The sequence below is a fragment of the Pedobacter sp. Leaf250 genome (genome assembly GCF_920984735.1).
Taxonomy (GTDB): Bacteria; Bacteroidota; Bacteroidia; order Sphingobacteriales; family Sphingobacteriaceae; genus Pedobacter.
Genome location: NZ_CAKLBU010000001.1, coordinates 104,039 through 121,732 on the forward strand (window position 1 = coordinate 104,039; position 17,694 = coordinate 121,732).

General features: G+C 37.9%; 26 protein-coding genes. 25 read left to right on the forward strand and 1 reads right to left on the reverse strand.

The genetic code is table 11. The annotated features are described in order from the left end of the window. Nucleotides 1-328 precede the first annotated feature (328 nt). From LUA91_RS00500 to LUA91_RS00555, 12 genes are all read left to right on the forward strand, one after another. The gene (locus LUA91_RS00500; RefSeq protein WP_231423993.1) at nucleotides 329-892 is read left to right on the forward strand and encodes a helix-turn-helix transcriptional regulator; all 564 of its coding nucleotides are present in this window, start codon (nucleotides 329-331) and stop codon (nucleotides 890-892) included. A 12-nt stretch (nucleotides 893-904) separates the two neighbouring features. Continuing rightward, on the forward strand, nucleotides 905-1,297 hold the full coding sequence (locus tag LUA91_RS00505; protein ID WP_231423994.1) for a hypothetical protein: 393 nt from the start codon (nucleotides 905-907) through the stop codon (nucleotides 1,295-1,297). Between the two features lie 316 nt (nucleotides 1,298-1,613). Continuing rightward, the gene (locus tag LUA91_RS00510) at nucleotides 1,614-1,940 is read left to right on the forward strand and encodes a hypothetical protein (protein WP_231423995.1); all 327 of its coding nucleotides are present in this window, start codon (nucleotides 1,614-1,616) and stop codon (nucleotides 1,938-1,940) included. Nucleotides 1,941-2,171: 231 nt separating this feature from the next. Beyond that, nucleotides 2,172-2,399 (forward strand): hypothetical protein, encoded by a 228-nt coding sequence (locus tag LUA91_RS00515; RefSeq protein WP_231423996.1) that lies wholly within the window; start codon nucleotides 2,172-2,174, stop codon nucleotides 2,397-2,399. A 4-nt stretch (nucleotides 2,400-2,403) separates the two neighbouring features. Next, on the forward strand, nucleotides 2,404-2,658 hold the full coding sequence (locus tag LUA91_RS00520; RefSeq protein ID WP_231423997.1) for a hypothetical protein: 255 nt from the start codon (nucleotides 2,404-2,406) through the stop codon (nucleotides 2,656-2,658). A 159-nt stretch (nucleotides 2,659-2,817) separates the two neighbouring features. Then, a complete protein-coding gene (locus LUA91_RS00525; protein WP_231423998.1) occupies nucleotides 2,818-3,522 on the forward strand; it encodes a DnaB-like helicase N-terminal domain-containing protein in 705 nt (234 codons plus the stop codon). Between the two features lie 6 nt (nucleotides 3,523-3,528). Continuing rightward, the gene (locus tag LUA91_RS00530) at nucleotides 3,529-4,914 is read left to right on the forward strand and encodes a DUF3987 domain-containing protein (protein ID WP_231423999.1); all 1,386 of its coding nucleotides are present in this window, start codon (nucleotides 3,529-3,531) and stop codon (nucleotides 4,912-4,914) included. A 2-nt stretch (nucleotides 4,915-4,916) separates the two neighbouring features. Then, nucleotides 4,917-5,147, forward strand: coding sequence for a hypothetical protein (locus LUA91_RS00535; protein ID WP_231424000.1), 231 nt, complete (start codon nucleotides 4,917-4,919; stop codon nucleotides 5,145-5,147). An 8-nt stretch (nucleotides 5,148-5,155) separates the two neighbouring features. Further along, nucleotides 5,156-5,566, forward strand: a complete 411-nt coding sequence (locus tag LUA91_RS00540) for a hypothetical protein (RefSeq protein WP_231424001.1) — start codon at nucleotides 5,156-5,158, stop codon at nucleotides 5,564-5,566. 311 nt (nucleotides 5,567-5,877) lie between these two features. Beyond that, nucleotides 5,878-6,102 carry a hypothetical protein gene (locus LUA91_RS00545; RefSeq protein WP_231424002.1) on the forward strand — a complete coding sequence of 75 codons (225 nt, stop codon included), beginning with the start codon at nucleotides 5,878-5,880 and terminating at the stop codon, nucleotides 6,100-6,102. Nucleotides 6,103-6,211: 109 nt separating this feature from the next. Beyond that, on the forward strand, nucleotides 6,212-6,721 hold the full coding sequence (locus LUA91_RS00550; protein WP_231424003.1) for a hypothetical protein: 510 nt from the start codon (nucleotides 6,212-6,214) through the stop codon (nucleotides 6,719-6,721). Between the two features lie 10 nt (nucleotides 6,722-6,731). Further along, nucleotides 6,732-7,784 carry a nucleoid-associated protein gene (locus tag LUA91_RS00555; RefSeq protein ID WP_231424004.1) on the forward strand — a complete coding sequence of 351 codons (1,053 nt, stop codon included), beginning with the start codon at nucleotides 6,732-6,734 and terminating at the stop codon, nucleotides 7,782-7,784. Between the two features lie 420 nt (nucleotides 7,785-8,204). Here the strand turns inward: LUA91_RS00555 and LUA91_RS00560 are convergent, their stop codons facing one another. Further along, the gene (locus LUA91_RS00560; RefSeq protein WP_231424005.1) at nucleotides 8,205-8,681 is read right to left on the reverse strand and encodes a hypothetical protein; all 477 of its coding nucleotides are present in this window, start codon (nucleotides 8,679-8,681) and stop codon (nucleotides 8,205-8,207) included. Between the two features lie 476 nt (nucleotides 8,682-9,157). On the opposite strand from LUA91_RS00560, the gene LUA91_RS00565 reads away from it, so the two are divergent. The 13 genes from LUA91_RS00565 (at nucleotide 9,158) to LUA91_RS00625 (ending at nucleotide 17,681) form a co-directional block, all read left to right on the forward strand. After that, a complete protein-coding gene (locus LUA91_RS00565) occupies nucleotides 9,158-9,574 on the forward strand; it encodes a hypothetical protein (RefSeq protein WP_231424006.1) in 417 nt (138 codons plus the stop codon). 115 nt (nucleotides 9,575-9,689) lie between these two features. After that, nucleotides 9,690-10,163, forward strand: coding sequence for a hypothetical protein (locus LUA91_RS00570; RefSeq protein ID WP_231424007.1), 474 nt, complete (start codon nucleotides 9,690-9,692; stop codon nucleotides 10,161-10,163). Nucleotides 10,164-10,241: 78 nt separating this feature from the next. Beyond that, a complete protein-coding gene (locus LUA91_RS00575) occupies nucleotides 10,242-11,594 on the forward strand; it encodes a S49 family peptidase (RefSeq protein ID WP_231424008.1) in 1,353 nt (450 codons plus the stop codon). 50 nt (nucleotides 11,595-11,644) lie between these two features. After that, nucleotides 11,645-12,784 carry a hypothetical protein gene (locus tag LUA91_RS00580; protein WP_231424009.1) on the forward strand — a complete coding sequence of 380 codons (1,140 nt, stop codon included), beginning with the start codon at nucleotides 11,645-11,647 and terminating at the stop codon, nucleotides 12,782-12,784. 48 nt (nucleotides 12,785-12,832) lie between these two features. Then, on the forward strand, nucleotides 12,833-13,195 hold the full coding sequence (locus LUA91_RS00585) for a hypothetical protein (protein WP_231424010.1): 363 nt from the start codon (nucleotides 12,833-12,835) through the stop codon (nucleotides 13,193-13,195). Nucleotides 13,196-13,230: 35 nt separating this feature from the next. After that, on the forward strand, nucleotides 13,231-13,776 hold the full coding sequence (locus LUA91_RS00590) for a hypothetical protein (protein ID WP_231424011.1): 546 nt from the start codon (nucleotides 13,231-13,233) through the stop codon (nucleotides 13,774-13,776). A 12-nt stretch (nucleotides 13,777-13,788) separates the two neighbouring features. Further along, on the forward strand, nucleotides 13,789-13,980 hold the full coding sequence (locus LUA91_RS00595) for a hypothetical protein (protein WP_231424012.1): 192 nt from the start codon (nucleotides 13,789-13,791) through the stop codon (nucleotides 13,978-13,980). A gap of 203 nt (nucleotides 13,981-14,183) precedes the next feature. Then, a complete protein-coding gene (locus tag LUA91_RS00600) occupies nucleotides 14,184-14,444 on the forward strand; it encodes a hypothetical protein (RefSeq protein WP_231424013.1) in 261 nt (86 codons plus the stop codon). A 196-nt stretch (nucleotides 14,445-14,640) separates the two neighbouring features. Then, complete coding sequence (locus tag LUA91_RS00605) at nucleotides 14,641-15,540, forward strand: nucleoside 2-deoxyribosyltransferase (RefSeq protein ID WP_231424014.1); 900 nt, start codon at nucleotides 14,641-14,643, stop codon at nucleotides 15,538-15,540. 43 nt (nucleotides 15,541-15,583) lie between these two features. Then, a complete protein-coding gene (locus tag LUA91_RS00610) occupies nucleotides 15,584-16,291 on the forward strand; it encodes a hypothetical protein (protein ID WP_231424015.1) in 708 nt (235 codons plus the stop codon). Beyond that, nucleotides 16,278-16,850 (forward strand): phospholipase D-like domain-containing protein, encoded by a 573-nt coding sequence (locus tag LUA91_RS00615; RefSeq protein ID WP_231424016.1) that lies wholly within the window; start codon nucleotides 16,278-16,280, stop codon nucleotides 16,848-16,850. Before LUA91_RS00610 ends, LUA91_RS00615 begins: the two co-directional genes overlap by 14 nt. Next, nucleotides 16,843-17,109, forward strand: a complete 267-nt coding sequence (locus LUA91_RS00620; protein WP_231424017.1) for a hypothetical protein — start codon at nucleotides 16,843-16,845, stop codon at nucleotides 17,107-17,109. Before LUA91_RS00615 ends, LUA91_RS00620 begins: the two co-directional genes overlap by 8 nt. Then, nucleotides 17,106-17,681, forward strand: a complete 576-nt coding sequence (locus LUA91_RS00625; protein ID WP_231424018.1) for a hypothetical protein — start codon at nucleotides 17,106-17,108, stop codon at nucleotides 17,679-17,681. Before LUA91_RS00620 ends, LUA91_RS00625 begins: the two co-directional genes overlap by 4 nt. The last annotated feature ends 13 nt before the right edge of the window (nucleotides 17,682-17,694 follow it).

The following is a 17,694-nucleotide window of genomic DNA, read 5'->3' on the forward strand; positions in this document are numbered from 1 at the left end:
TTGCAAAATAGTTTGCACAAGTGTAAACAAGTTTGCATATTTGTTTCAAAGTTTGCAAAAACGATAACTTTTTGCAATCACCTTTAAGTGTGAAAATGGAAGACCAGTTAATTATCAAGAAGAATATCCAGGAGAATTTGAGATACGGAGACTTGACGAAAATCAAGGATGCAGTATTTAAGAACAAGAATAAGCTTGTTAGCGTTTCGCATGTCCGCAATGTTTTGAACCCAGAAATGAGCCGTTGGGATGATGATGTGATAGAAGAGGGCCAAGTGATAGCAATTAAAAATCAACAATCATTGATAAGTGCTAGAAGTAAAGTTCTATGAATACAACGATGTACCCAGCTGGCCTGAACGATTTGAGTTTTGAGCTTTATAAAAGAACTGAGCAGATTTATGCTTTGCATAATGGAGGCTCACTGCCTTATTCTCAGTTCCCGCTTCCGTTGCTTCAGCTAATTGATAGGATAATCGACGAAAGACCAAAAGCTAAGAAAGCGCTTGACTTAATTAACCTTGTTGATCCGGATGAGCGTCGTATAAAGTTTATCAGTTGCAACATGGCAAACTTTGATTTTACTGCAGATGTTTCTGCATGCCTTTCAAGGTTTACAACTGAATATGTTCCATGCAATTTTCGCGGTGGAGCATGCCCGGTTGAGGGTGATCTATGCCAAGGCATCGATGCTCCCAATGGTAAACTCTCTTTAAGAGATTTGAAAATTATGTCGATGATCAGAAACGGTCTTTACGACAAAGAAATATCTGATGCCCTATTTATTGCGCCGGATACACTTAAAACTACAAAGCGAAACATTCAGCGAAAGCTAGGAGTAGAGCGAAAAGCTAGTATAGCCAATATTGCTGCTAGTTTACAGATTTGCTAATTTTTTAAAACTATGATAATCGCACAATTAATGTCAGGTGGAGCTGGCGATGTGCAAGCCAAGTTCCTCTTTGAGGGTGGAAAAGAACTTTCTACCGAAAATTTTAAATCAACTGAACAAGTACAGTTCAAAGTGAACGTACTCAACAGAGACCATCTGGTAGGATTGCTGGAAAAATGGTTGTTGCAACGGAGTCATGCATTGGGAAACTCGGTAAACCGGGAATACCCATTGTATCTACTCAAGATAATTAAATGTTATCGCCTTGCTTCATTTACTGGATTTACGAAGGTGATCCGCCAGCATAAAGCTGAATTTCAAAAATGTGTACCAAGTGTCGAAAGACCCACCTACAAGCATTATGAAAAGGAAATTAAGCCCTGGTTAGATTACTGTTTAGCTTAACAAAGGCGGTTAGTTCTTTATTCCGCAATGCAAAACGGACAATTGCATTGCCTGCTTGAAACGTATCGCCGTACGGGATGAAAGCAAAAAGTCTCCAAAAGTTTTGGGTGGAGACTTTTTAAAACATTGGGGATCACTACCCGCTAAGTTCTTTAATAGCCAAATCGTGGATGGCGCAATTAACTATCAATTATGCCTTGCCTCGCACTCCTTTTTTGGATGCGGGGTTGAGGCAGTGAGAGCGTTAATTTAAGTTGTGGGTGGTGTTGGGATGCACCCCCACTTCTTTAACTGATAAAAACTAAAACTATAATATATGGCCCTAAATACAACTGCTATCGAACAAGCATATAAAGTTCTTCAGGAAATTAAAAGTGAAGTACTTCCTGATCTCGCAATTCCATCATGGCCGATGGATATGGCTAAATTATCTGATGAGGACAGAATTGACCCGCCCCTCAATGAGGTAATGGGTTTCGATCGAAAAGCTGACAATGGTTGGGAAAATCTGTTCTTTTTGGTTAAAAAACCATCTCCAGAGTTAATCACGCTTTTCACTCAGTTGAAACCTAAAGTGCCAAATACCGGCTTCGCCAAAGTTTATGCGCAAAATGATCAATACTGGATACTGGGATGGTTTTAGCAAACTTCCAAATACCAGCAGCCCGACACCTAACAAGGTTCGGGCTTGAGGTGGTGAGAGCGTTAATTTAGATTCCGGGGTTGAGCGAAAGCTCCCCCGGTTCTAGTTGGCCAACAAACTAAACCGCTAAAATATGAGACTACTTATCTACCCTGAGCATCCCATCCTAAATGCAATTGGACTAATCATTATGTTGGTTGGTATATTATTTCTTTCAATTAAAATGGCAAAATGAGTATAGACAATTCGAAAAAAGTATCAGATGAGCAAATCATAAAATATCTGGCGAAGGGATTTACACAACCTGACATTTCTGAAAAATTAAAGTCTCTCGGTATCAAACCTAATAGTTTGAGTTACATCGAGAAAACTTTAAATAGAATAAGAACCAGGTACAAAGCCAATACGATGTTTCACTTAGCTTTAATTCTTTCAAAATCCCAACCTTCAAAATTTTAACCTTATGAGCCTAACCAATGATCAACTATTGACTAGATATCTCCAAGTTATCGAAGATATCGAATGGCTTTTGGTATTAAGAGCTGCACCAGGTCACGCAAAAACAGCTTTAATAAGTCAAGTCGGTTCAACGTATGCTCAGAAGATTTGCAATCATTTCTGGTTATTCACGGAAGATGAACTGAAATCTATCAAAGTCACTAACCAAATCAAAATCAATAAAATCATCTCTGAGGTAGATATAAATCAAATTTTATGAAACAGAACGCTCCTAAACAAAAAGACATTTCCTGGGCTCGGTTTTTTGCCTATGCCATTATCATTTCAGCTTTTATTATCTGGATTTTTATGGTAATGGATTCATTTTATCAAACAGCTCTTCAGTATCAAAATAGATAATTCTTAATAGATCCCAATTATGAATTCAAGATTTGAAATTGAACAGGCAATTATTGCCGCCATCATTTACAACGATGCTTACGCCACTGTGGCATCAATCCTCCAGATAAAGAATTTTTCGACCATTAATTATCAGAAAATTTATGCTGCAGCAGGAAAACTTTATCCACTTACACCCATCGATTTAATAACGATTCACCTCCAGCTGAAGAAAGAAGATCCGGACACCGCTGCTGATATTACGCAACAGATGTACAGCGCCGGTAAATATATGATCGGGTTGCATTTGCGCCACTGGTGTTTGATCCTGCTTCAGATGGATATTACCGACAACTTCGAACGAGAGTTGATTCTTTGGCGAGACATCCGTATCCAGGAACGTGAAAAGGTTGAAGCTGAAGTGCTCACCGAAATGCTTGAAATGATTCGAATCCCCCAACTTGATGTATTAGAATTCATTGAAACAGCCATTAAATACTTTGACATGCAGGACATGTCGTGGGAATATAAATCAGCCAAAGAGTTTAATGAGCACATAGGAGCGAAGGCTGCAAGGATCCGGCGAATGATCGCCCTCGATACCGCATTATCTGCAGCTGCAAAAATTGCAGATTGTGATCTCGATATCAAGCAAACTTGTAACAAGTTTTTGAGCGCCATCAATACCATGATCATAACTAACCGGGCGAAGCCTGAATTTTTAAAAGCAGCAGAACTACTATAGGATTTAATGGGATTTAACGAGTTTTTCAATAAGAGTAAGTCTGAAGTCAGTACCGCCTCAACCGAGGATATCCAAGCTGAGCTACAGAAGAGACAAGGCCCAGAGAATTTATTTCCATTAGATATTTTTCATCCGAACATTAAACCATTTATAAACGAATTGCATACCAAATACGACATACCTAGAGCCTACGTTGGCCTTTCAATGTTAGTTGCCTACAGCACTGCCATTGGTACGGCGTATTCGGTGACGCGTAACGGTTCCGACCGGATGACGCTATGCATTTGGGGTTGTATGAATGGTATATCATCTTCAGGAAAAAGTTTTGCGCTCGATATGTGCCTGAAACCCTTAAATGATGTGCAGAATGATTTTGATGAACAGTGGAGCCAGGACACGAGTGGCATCACCGACGAGCGGCGCCAGGGCTTGAAGTTAAGCACGGTAATTTATCGGGATGCGCATATTCCAACGCTGATCCGTTACATCATGCCCGTTAACCCAAAAGGTGTACTCAAGGAAAGCGATGAGATCCTCGAATGGATCAACGGGTTAAATTCCCTGGGGAAAAAAGAGAGCACCGATGAGCAGTTCTGGCTTAGTGCCTGGAATGGCCGGAAGTATTCTGCAGTCCGAGCGGCAAATAATAAAATTAATATTCCAAAGATTTTTACCAATGTGATCGGCGGTATTCAGCCGAAATTACTTTATAAGTTATTCAAAAATGAGCGTGGTGATTCCGGTTTCATCTTCAGGGTGCTCTTTGCATCTCCAGAGCAATTCAAAATTGCAAGACCGGTACCAGGTTACGATATACCACATGAATACAAAGGCATTCATGATCAGGTGCTGAAAAGGTTATACAACGAATTACCAGTTAATGATGGTTATGATGATCCTAAAATTTGCGCTGTAACTAAAGAAGCAACAAACCTGATGGTTAAATGGGAGGATGAAAAGGTCGATAAAATCAATGCTATAAAGGATGTAAACGAAATGAATATTCATTCGGGTATCCTGGGTAAAATGAAAGAGTATGCCTATCGCTTTGCTGGCATTCTCGCCATCACCGATTTTGCCTATAACATGAAGCACCTGGACTATTTTCCGAGTGAGTTAAAAATTACTGCAGATTTGATGCGCAGGGCTTTAAGAGCTGCTGATTACTTCTATAAATCTGCAGTTGATATCTATGAAATCGTAGATAATTCAGTAACTGCTCCAATGGATATCATGGTAATGGCCAATCTCTTCAAAACAGGCAGTAGCATTAGCCGAATGGCTGAAGTACTGCTGAAGGATAAAAACAAAAAAAGCACCATGCACCGTCAATTGCAGAAAGCAATCAAAGAATATCCAAAGGTTTTCGGTGCTGATAATAACAAGAATTAATTATGAATAAGTTTTATGTAATGACCAAATCCGGGACTACGCCCCCAAAATACGTGCACCATCATATGGATACTGCAATTATCGAGGCTACACGATTACACAATTTATTAAATGATGAAGTAGTCATTTTAGAAATAGTGGGTGTGATCAAAAAAGTTGAAGTTCCGGTTACTGAGCTCAAAAGTGTACTTACAGTAAAGCCTGGTTACGAAAATGATGATTTACCTTTTTAATCTCTGATATGGATAACATCATCGAAAAACTTCAGGTACAGCTGGAGACAGCAAATCGCAAAATTCATGCCTTACAATCGGCTTTGGATAAAGAGAAAGAAGCGCACTTGCAAACACAGGCAAAGCTTCCACGTATCGAGCGTGGTTTAAATAAAGCGAATCAATTCATTTATGATATGAAGATTGCTTTGGCTAACGCTGATAATACCTATCAAGGATCAGCTGATTTATTTAGCAGTATTCTGGCTCCTGCATTCCCTACCAAAAGTGCTCAAACTTTGGCTGAGCTATACAACGCACAAAAGAGTTATAGCCAAATGGCAGGAATGGTTTTAGGCGATACCACAAAGAAAAGCACCATGCATAGAATGGTTCAAGATGCGATGAAATCTCATCCTGAATTATTCATAAAAAGATAATTACTAAGAGCGGAACGGAACGAAATGAGAAAAAACCTTTCAAACAACACAAAAACAGGTATTTACGGCGGTTTTAGCCGTTCCAAACCGTACCGCACACCCCGTTTAAACCTATTTAAAGCGGGTGTTTGCGTTCCGCTTAAATCCACGCGCTCCGTTCCTGTGAGCGCAACGATAACACTATTGATAATCAAAGCATTAAGAATGTCTTTGGAACGAAAAGGAACGCTTTTAAGGCTTGTAAAACATTGATTCATAGCCTTATGTAAAGGTTTTTGATAAAAAACAGCGTTCCGCTAATAAAAATTAAAATGGAAAGAAATCAAGTAGTTGAAATTTCAAAATTATCCGCAGGAGATATCTTCTATAAAGTGGGTGGCGATAAAAACAAAACTTTTGCTTTTATCAATGCCGGAGCTACACTAAACAACTTTATAGTTTGCCCTTCAGAATTCTACAATAACCGTTTTCAAAACCAACGATCAGAAAAAATAACCGAGGATATCAAGGTGGTATTCTTAAGATCAATTAAATAAATCAATACAAAAAAGAGTGAGAGGCTTTTTACTACTAGTGGTCCTGGCGATAATAGTTATCGCGGCCAGCTGCTAATTAAAACAAAAATTAAAACTAAAAACAAAAAAAATGGACAACAAGAATTTCTCAGATGCTGTAGATCAATTAGGTGATCTATACGAATTAGCAAAGGATCAAATGTTAAGATTGGATGTATCGCCAACGCAAGCCAATGATCAGCAAAACCTTTTCTTCACCATTCAGCGAATGCGTGATCTAGCGGCAGCTACAATGCAGGAATGTAATTTATTAACGAATCGATTAGAATCAAATCAAAGTGTTGGAGTTACATTAATTAACCAGGAATACAATCGGGTGCTGAATGAGAAGCAGCTAACACCTGAGCATGATCAGAAGTATGTTCATGGTGAACTTCCAGAAGCGGCAATTTCATATTTACTTTCCGGAACTTTTGAAGATGGACCGAATATGCCAAGCAATTGGCCATTCGATTCGGCAAGTTTCAAACCTACACCTGGCGACAGACTGAGAGAACTTTCTAAAGCTGGAGCTTTCATTGTTTCGGAAATTAACCGCATTGATTTCTCGAAAATTAACTATACAATTTCAAACCATTAAGCAAAATTTTATGATATCGTTTTTCGAAGCCAACTTAAAATCAATTTCAGTACATCATACAGGCAATAAACTGTTAGAGGAATATTACAAATTATCAGATAAGCCTCTAGATGTTTCTGATGAATTGCTGAATAATATTTTAATGCAATTCTTTCTTAAGCCTTTTAATAAATCAAATGAGGTTTACAGATTTTTTCACCCGAGCAGTAATCTTCATCTGAACGAAGTTTATGAATTGGTCAGTGGGATTTTTGCAGACAATGAAGTTTTTCATCAGGAGTCGCAACAGCTAGCAAAGTTACTTTATGATGTCGCCAATCATCCTAAAATTAGATCTGGAGAATTTTATGTTGCGTTGTTTGAGAAAGTCCAGATAGAAGGTGAGCAGCTTGATGCCATTGGTATTTTTAAGTCTGAAACTAAAGAAACTTATTTGAGTATTGCGCCTGAATTGGATGGTTTTAAGATGAGTTACAACCAGGACGCAATCAGTGTGAACAGGCTGGATAAAGGATGTTTAATTTTCAATACAGAAAAATCCGAAGGATACAAAGTAGTGGTCTTTGATAATAATAAAACAAATGCTGCTGTTTATTGGAAAGATGAATTCCTCCAGTTATCCATCAGGAATGACAGCTATAATCAAACCACTAACTTCCTTAACCTTTTTAAAAATTTTGTTCTTCACAAAATTGATGATCAATTTGAAGTTAGCCAATTTGATAAGTCTGATCTTTTAAATCGTTCAATTAAATACTTTAAAGAAAAAGAGACTTTCGATAGAGAAGAATTTTCAGCTGAAGTAATAGCCAATGAGGTAGCCAAAGAATCATTTACAAATTACCAAATCAACTATGAGGAAGAATTCGAAAGCCCTATAGCCGATGTATTCGAAATTGCTGATTCCGCGGTAAAAAAAGCCACCGCCGGTTACAAACGAGTAACTAAGCTTGATAAGAATTTTCTGATCACTATCACCGGTAATAAAGAGCTGGTTGAAAAAGGTTTTGATGAAGACAAAAGCATGAACTACTACAAACTTTATTTCAGGGAGGAAGCATAATGTTTATCGCATACACAAACACTAACATCAGTTCCCAAATAAGTTTGGACGATGACTCCACTGATCCAGAGGTAAATATCACGATTAACGGATCTGATGACATTGAGTCGTCTCATTACTTTCAAAATTTAACTCAGTTTGATGAGTTTATCGATTCTGCAGTTTTATGCGTAATAGATTAGCCAAAAAAATTGGTGCAGTTGAACGATAAAGTTTTTTTGAAAGATCGGATTGATAACCGCACTTCAGACTTTGTGTGCTACGATTGTGGCGAACCTTTCAAAACCGAGAGGCAGAAACACATTGACAACGTTATTATGGTACACGAGTCTGAGTGCGGTTTATGCCAAAAAATCATTTCAGTAATCCATATAGTGCATTATAACAATTTGAAATTTTATTAAAGCATTCGGTGTAATTTTAAAAAAGCCCATAAGGCACAGGCCTCTTTGGTATTTTTGAAAAATCTAAAGGGACTTTTGACATATTAACTGGTTTTCTAAGTGTAACTGGCTTGTCAATTTCCTTTAGTCTTTCAATTTCTTTCTGGAAATGACCAGCATCAGCACGCCTTCCCTCAGCAGCGGCCTTTGTCCTTTCTCTCTCCATTTGGTTTATAGCCTCAGCTCTTTGTCCACTATTTTGATTCTTACCGTTGCCAAACGGAGAATTCACTGAATTGATTTCATTTGAAGTCTTTACTGCTTCCGGCGAGACAGAGTTCTTTCCTGCTCTTGTACTGGGATTTCCTCCTGATCCATTAGGGCCACTATTATTTCTTTCCGAACTGGATCCGCCAGCAGGAGTTCTTCCTGAGTGACCAGCAGGTTCCCTTCCTTGCGAATAGCATAAATTAGTGAAAATTAATAAGCTAAAAAATAGTATGAGATTCTTCATTGCGAGTAATTTAAATTTCTAAACTAATTTAAAATTTATAGTTAGTAATTAAAAGGGTTATAAAAATTAAATTCACCATATTAAACTTTAATTTCTTTAAATTTTGTATATAATGTATAAGCATTAATCGTTAAAATTACAGTCATATTAAAAGTTCTAGGTACTATAACTTTTTGTCTTCGTATAGACTATAAAGAACTTCAAATTATTTTTGAATTATTTCAAAGACATGAAGAAAATCTTTAGAGACGAGCTCCGGGATATCATCAATAATCTTTGTCGTTATCTCTAATTTTAATAAGTCTTCACTATCTTTTTTAATATCGTTTAGCCTGTATAGTCAATCATGGTTTATTTAATTTATTAATAATAAATTTATTAAATTTGCAATACCCAAAACGCCAAACACATTTCTCTAAACGCTCTAAATGGTATTCTTGCACCGGGTAACAATTAAATCTTATTTGAAAAAATATATGGCTCATTACGTTAGGGTTGAGCCTTACTTTATTTTAAGTGATACAAATCGTTTTGGTGGCTTTCTGGTCAACAGCTTAAAGCATAAAAGGCACATTAAGGAAAACGATCTGATCATTAACCTTACTGGCGAGACACTCACTGTTTCCATAGGTGAATATTACGAGCGCAACTATGGGATCCTAATTTCCAAAACCCATCAGGCCAGGTTCAATAAATTTTTGTTTGATGATTTTAACGATCGAATGTTTGATTATGTGCTTCCTCGACTAACTGGAAAAAAAGGGGATATCCGTAAAGCACTTTTAAGCTTCCGAGATAAATATTCCATATCTGAAGATGAATTGGGATTCACTACGTTAAAAAAACAATATGAAAGAATGTTGATGTATTCAATTCGTGAAAAAACTGCCTAAAATTCACAACTTTCACTCATGAAAATGTCACGTATCTTTTTAGCCGATTTTAAGCCCGAAATTCTAGTTTTCTGCTGTCGTTTATAGGCTCCTAATCATTGCCGAACTTCGGTATATGATAAGCAACTTTCCAACTCCGAAAAATTATAATCTAGGTGGATTATTAAATTTCCAATTTGCACCTGCTGAAGCTTTCAATGTATTTTCAGGGGTTTTTAATGGGCGAATCTTGTTTCCTTTAGTTCTAAATGCAGGATTTGATTGGTTTAAAGGCTATTCAACTGTTTATACACTTGGTTTTACCGAAACCACAAAGACCAGTGAGCATGGTAAATACTATGAGCAAACCGTATCGGGTTTTATTCCTGGAGACAGATCAGATCTGATCGCCCTGATGGAAGAAATGGATGATCGATATTTTGTGCTGCAGGTTAAAGATGCAAATGGTGTTTCACGTTTAGTTGGTGGCTTCGGTTGTCCGATGCTATTTTCATCCAATTATGATAGTGGTTTGGCCAGATCAGACGGTAAAGGCTATCAATTTCAGTTTTTCTGTCAATCTACTTTCCGTGCTCCAATGTATTTATAAGCGTTTTCCGTCGTTTATGGGGGCGTTAAGCTTAGCCAAATTTGTATCCACTAGTTATTAGAAATACAAATTTCAAAAATGAACGCCAATTATTATGTAAATCTTGCACTTCATGAGCCCTGGGCAATTGCTCCGGACTATGCTCAGTCTTATCTACCATTGTTGGCTCAACTTTTAAAAGGCGAATCTTCAACTGCAGAAATTGATCATGCTGCTGAGCGATTAAAAAACAAAAGCTATATCGTGAAATCTAGTTTAGATGATGATGATTATGAAGAAGATTTCGAATCAACTCCAGATGATGCTCCTGCTGGAGCCATTGCTGTTTTAAATCTTAAAGGACCAATTGTAAAGAACTCACAATTTTGTGGACCTCGAGGTACAGTAGAAATTGCTGCAGAACTTAAAAAGATTTATGCCAATCCTAATTTTATTGGAGCCGTTATCGATTTAGATAGTGGAGGCGGCCAGGCTTATGCAGTTAAACCCTTGACTGATATTCTGGAGGAAAGAAATAAACCTGTAGTTATTCTTGCAGGAAATCTTCTTTGCAGTGCCGGTTACTATATAGCAGCTTATGGTGATGAAATTGTTTGTGATCACCCTCGATCTATTATTGGTTGTATCGGTGTAATGCAAAGCATGGTAAACACAAAACCTGCTCTTGAAAAATTAGGAGTTGAGTTTCACGATGTTTATGCTACCCAATCGCCATTAAAGAATAAAACTTTTACTGATGCGCTTACCGGCGATTATACCAAATTAAAAAGTGATTTGCTTGATCCACTCGCTGAAGATTTTCACAATGATGTGAAAGCGCAGCGCCCAGGTATTTCAAATGATAAAACCATTTTTCAGGGAGAAACCTTCCTTGCATCCAAAGCCCTCGATCTCGGTATGATCGATCATCTGGGTAATAAGGATTTCGCGATCTCCAGAGTAAAAGCATTGTCCAAAAATTACAAAGCACCCAAAGCACAAACCCAAAATTCAAATATGAAAAATTTTCCAAATGTAGCAGCATTGGCAACACTCGCTGCCGCTCCAACAACTGAGCAGCTGGATCTTGCTAATGCAGATTTAACTGTTGCCGGAATTACCAAGGCTACTTTGGTATCCGAAGACTTTATTACTGAATCAGCTAATACAGCAACAGAACTTGAAGAAGTTAAAACGACACTGCAAACTGAAACTGCAGCAAAAACACAGGCAACAAATGATCATGCTGCTGAAATCGTTGCACACAACAAAACTAAAGAAGCTTTAGCTGAAGCATTGAGTAAAGTTGGTAAAGGTCCAGGCGCAACTCATAAACCTGCAGGCACTCCAGAAAATAAGGATGTACAACCTGAAGATGTTAACGATGATGACGTACAAGCACAATTAGATGCTATGCCTCACAACCAAAATGCAGATAAAATTTTAGGCTAGAAATAATAAAAACTTACAATAATAATTTAACTCTCTTACCAAATTAACAAATGAAACAATTTAAATTTCTTTTGGCATTAAGCGTGGGAATCATGCTTAACGTATTAATCGTCGCATCCGTGGCGCAATTTTCTGGACATCCAGAGTATTTCAATAAAACTGCTGTAACCATGGTTACATTAGTTAGTATTGTGTTAGGCGCAACTGTTGCCAAACAACAAGGTGTATTAAACACATTAACTGTTGCTGCAATCATTGCAGAATGGGGATTATTGTACCGTGCCGGTGCAGCCACCGTTAAAGACTTAATGATTGCCTTAATGGTTAAATCTGAAACTGAAGCCATATTCGCAAGACGGGTAACTGAAAGCACCGTCATGGAAAAAGCTTTTGTAGAATTTCAACGTGTATTACAAGCATATCAAAACAAATGGACACCAATAGGTGGTGCAACCTTCACACCTGAGAAAATTGATTTGTTTAAGTTAAAAATTGACGTTGAAGAATATCCGGATAATCTGGAACAAACGTGGTTAGGTTTCTTGGCCGATGGTAATTTGGACAGAAAGCAGTGGCCGTTCACGAAATGGTATCAATTACACCTGATTGCCAAATCTGTTGAAGACTATGAAAAATTTGAAATTTTTGGTGGTGTACCTTCTGCAATTGTGCCGGGTGTAGCAAATGCTGCAGGTACCAACGTTCTTGGTATTAAGAAGCAATTGAATATGGGGCACGCTGCTGGCCAAACTTTAACCGTTGCAGTTGGTGCAGTACCAACTGATCCGGTTGAGTTTGTAGATTACATTGAAGAAATGTATGCTATGGCCGTGTCTAACAACGAAGTATTGTTGGCTGATGTTGATGCCTTTAATATGAGTCATGCCCTTGAGCGTAGATTTAAAACGGGCATGCGTAAAAAATATAATGAGAATTATAGCCAAACTGATTTGGTAACAATTATTGATACCAACATTGGCATTAGAGGTTTAAATTCTCACTCAGGTTCAAACAAAATTTGGGCGACACCAGCATGGAACCGCCAGTGTGGAATTAAAAAACCACAAAACGAATCCATCATGCAAGTTGAAAATGTAGACCGTTTGGTGAAATTCTACACCGATTTTTACAAAGGTGTGGGTTTCTGGCACAAAGGGTATATCGTTCAAAACGATGTTGAATTAGTTTAATCTTTCACTTGTGCAGGAGGTGGAGCTCCTGCACTAATCTCATTTAAAATGTCAAAAGAAAAAAAGTTTGCTACACTTGAGGAAGCTGTAGCTCATATCAAAGAGCAAGATTCTATCATAGAAACTCATGATACCAATATTGCCATTGTTAATCAAAAGGTTTTGGATCTTGAAAAAGAGCGTGATGATGCATTAGCTGAAGTTGGTGTTATCGCTGGTAAATTGGATTTACAAGCCAAACATGGTAACGATGGTACAATTGTAGAAATCGGAAAGAAAAATTACAAGCTTTCTGGCAATCGCTTCATTACCAAAGATGGTGAGAAAAACGCTGAGGAAGTAAGTAAGGATCAGGATTATTTGAAACACTTGCTTAAAATTAAATCTGGTGTTTTAACCGCTATTGATTAATTAACCTAAATTTTTAACGCTCATATTCATTTAAAATGAACGCAAAAGCAATATTATGGCCACAAGGCCGCTACAACCCTGGGGGGATTACTCAGGTGTTTTATGGTTACAAGGAAGACTTTTTAAGCTTTCCTGTTTTAGGTGATCCTGAAACTGCAACCATGCTTGAAAGCTTAGTCAGTTATGCTACAGCTATTATCATGAAGCCCACAAAACAACTTTTTCAACTTTACTGCACAGTAGAGCAAGGAGAAATTAAATCTACAATGGTTGGTCCTCGTGATGGTAAAGGCTATGAAAACATGCTTGAAATTTCTTTCCCTGGAAGCGAAGCCGAGTTTTTAGGTTTCAAGGCAGCTGCAGCTAACCGCGAACTAATTTTCTTCGTCAAGGAGAAAAACAGTAAAGTTAGGGTTTTAGGTAATTTGGAAGATCCTGCTTTCTTCGAAGCTGATGATTCAACATCGGGTAAGGCGATTGCAGATGGTCGTACCTCTAAATTAACTTTCAAAGCTTCAGGTGCTACTCCAGCGCCAATTTATACACCGGCTTTAACATCATTGTTAGCACCAGCAGCTTAAGGAGGTACTGATATGAAAAAGCCATTATCATTTGAAGAAAAATATGAACTAGTCGGGGTGGAACCCGGCATTCATGATGTTGCAGGTTTTGGTAAAACCGATTTAACAAACTTAGATGTTGAAGAAGCGGATCATTTGTATAAAGCAAAATTCCCTTTCTTAAAGTTGAAATCGAAAACCACACCTGAGACACCAAAAGCATAAGCTCTCGTCCCGTTTTAGTTTTAGTTTGGAAAACCGCCCGTAATTGGGCGGTTTTTTTTATGTTTGTGCCGCTACTAAGTTTCATGGATATCTCGCTTCACCAGCATACGGTAAGGCGTGGATTTGCTATAATTTCGACGTGTCGGAAAAAGGCGATCAATAGGGGTATTCATACACTTAGTAGCAGGCCTTACCGTTTTTATATGCCAAACTTATCAGATGATCAGAAATTCGATAATCACATTCTTTTCCAGAGGATAGAATTGGTTTTCAAACCAGCCACACGTTGGCAGGATTGCACTATGCCGTTGACTAATGCGGAAGTGGTCGAAAAGGTAATGGAAGAACAAGGGATGTTTTTCGATTCACCTGAACAGATCATCCTGATTATGGAGGAAATGCGTTTTCTTTATGAGCTAAACGAACACAACCGTAAACATTACTGGTTGCTAAATCCTGCGTAATGGCAAAAGAAAATAATTGCAAACTTTGCGGAGCTAAAACTTCCGTTGTGTTTAATATAAATTTTAAAGCAGTTCCCATCTGCGATGATTGTGCCAGGACAATTTTCTTTCAGCAAGCGACTTATTATTTAACGATATCATCTACTAAGCAGCGTAAGTAATTTTTATTATTTTAGCCGAATCTAAATTAATAGAAATGGCTAAAACAAGTAACGATTCAGTCGAATCACTCCCAAAATTGAAAGAGTGTTTTATCATAACACCTATAGGTGATGCAAGATCATCCATTCGCGATAAAGCAATGGGCTTAATAATTTCAGTTATTACACCAGTTTTATTAAGTGAAGGTTATAAACCAGTGGCTGCACATAATTTGCCTGATTCAGGGTCTATAAATCATCAGATTATTAATAAGATCTTGGAATGCGATCTTGTAATCGCAAACCTAACTGGCTTAAATCCCAACGTAATGTATGAATTAGCTATTCGACATGCTGCAAGACTGCCAGTAATAACAATGATGGAAAAAGGTGATACATCTGGCCTTCCTTTCGATCTAGTAGACCAAAGAACAATTTTTTATGAAGATTCATTAATGGGGTCTGAGCAGGCTAAGTTAGATTTAACGGCTTTCGTAGAGTCAGCACTAAAAGTTGATAAGCCTAACAATCCCATATACGCCGCAACAGCTCAAGAAACGATTTTCAAAGAGAAAGACGTAGCAGATCCTATAAAATCACTTATCGCAAAGGTTGATTATTTAACGGCTCAAATCACTCCAAATAACTCAGTCAGTAAAGCTAATAAAACGAAGTATACAGATTTTAAATTGTTCCACATTGTAGAAGAAATTAATTTTATCGCTGTACCTAGTGAATCTAACTCCGGTGTAATAACATTCGATGATTATGATGATATGGTAGACGATCTTCGGGGCAGCATTGAAATGCTCGGAAATATGGAGTTTATGAAATTGGTTACAATTGATAAAACCAAGAATCAATTTCAACTACAACTTTCATTTACTGACGGTGATTCATTGTATTCGCTACTCAAATATATGAAGCAGTCAGAGAGATATCGAATAATAGAATAATCTTGTCGTTTACCACATATAATGCAATTGCCATTTTTGATATATGGCAATTGCATCTATTACTGCTTGGCTACTATCGCCAAATCCAAACTTCATTCATGGGAAATTACTTTTCCAACAATATGGGAACGATCGGTTAGTCGAAACCATTATTAATTCTGGATCCGGAGCATATCATTTTTCTAAACTTCGTTCCGCTCTTGAGAAAATAAACGAATCACCTGGTATCGAGCCAAAGCAAATTGTTTATACTTCACCACCAGTTCCTGATCAGCCTGCTCATGCTGAGCCTCCAACTTCCAGCCTCATATCCAAATCAAAACCTGATCTCGATGATGCACCTGCAGAAATCTGGGCTTTTCGTAATCAGAAAAATGCAATTCATGCAGAAGCCAGGCATTTATTCGTAACAGCGAAATTAATGGATTCCAAAGAACATCGATTGGAAGCTGCTTTGAGAATATTGGATTTAATGGATCAGGTAAATGAGTATTGGCTAATCATCGACACCTGGAGAGAAACCGGTAAAATTCTCGAATTGAAAAAAGAGGAGGCGATTGCTGAAGTATCGGCCTTAACCATTCAGGAATTACTTCAAGAACAAAAGAATCTTCCATCTTACATTTCAAAAGCTCGCAAAAGATTTAACGATGCAAAAGAGCCTAGAAAAAAGACCAGGGCACTGGCCAAGGTTGAATCATTGGTTTCTCGTTTAACTGAAGTAAAAAGGAGGATCGATGGGATTGTTTAAAATGGAAACGGTAAATCATTTAAAGAACATCGATCATCAACCAGTTACAGGGGTAGAAGATTTGGATATCCATTTTGCATATGGAGAAAAGCTTTCGACGATATCGCCATTAATCGAAAATTTAAACGATGGCCAAAGCATTTACTTTATGACTGATGGCGCCTGGAGCAATATCGATATTATATCAAAATTGCTGCCGCTGATCGGTAGATGCTCAATTGATTTTTGCACCTGGTCGATCAGCACTGATGCGATTCGCAAGTTTACTGAATGGCAGGAAAAAGGATTGATTGCTGAATTAAATGTACTGCTTGATCAGGGGATCAGAAACCGCAAACCTGAAATTTATCAGCAAGCAACAGCTGCTTTTAAAAGCTTGAGTCTTCTGAAATGCCATGCCAAGGTGTGTGTATTGCAGAATGAGAACTATAGTTTCTGCATTATTGGCTCAGCTAATTTCACTAACAATCCACGGAAAGAAGCTGGTTTAATCATTAGACACAAAAATATTGCTGATCAGAATATTAACTGGATAAGGAAGGAGATTGAGAATGCTTAATGAACAAACTCTTAAAGAGATTGAAGAGTTCGCCTATGCTTATATGTCAAAACATGAAACTGCATTATTTGCGGGCATCGATGCGATTGATTTGGAGGATGAGGAATCTCCGGAGGGCAAAGCTTTCGTTATTGGCCGGTTGAAAAGGAAAGTAAAATTTAACCAGGTAATCATTGCCCTGAGTGATCAGCTTTCATCACCGGCTATGGCCATCGAATTGAAACTTTCTGAAAAAACTTATTTGAACGATATCCGATGAAGTTAATTGGAAAATTAAGTAAGTATGATAAGATCATCGCTTACATGACGAATCCCGATGGCGAGCTGTCGGAGTTAAGTGAACATGAGCAGCAGACGCTGGATAGATGGCAGGAAGCTTTTACTATGCTTCGAAATTATAAAAATACGCCGGATACCGTTGCAATCTTGATGAAGAGGTTCCCTGGCCTAAGTCGGGCCACAGCTTTTCGTGACTGCAGGGATGCTGTAAGTTTATTTGGGGATATATCCAAATCGACTAAGGAAGGTATCAGGTTCCTATCTATGGAAATGATTAAAGATGGTGCAGCCATTGCTCGGGCAAAAAATAATGAAGATGGTTTGATTCGGGCCGGTGTATCGTTGGCTAAAGTCGGTGGTGTAAATGTAACTGACCCTGATCTTCCTGATTTTGCTAAGTTAGAAACTCACAAATACGTTCTTGGCTTACCTGCTCAAATGGTTTCAATGCTCCAGGCAATGAGCAAAACAGGAAAAATAGATCTTACTCAGGTAATAAATAACATGAGCAACTTTGCCCAGGATGCTGAGGAGGTAAAAGAGGATGAGTAAAGAGCCTGAATAT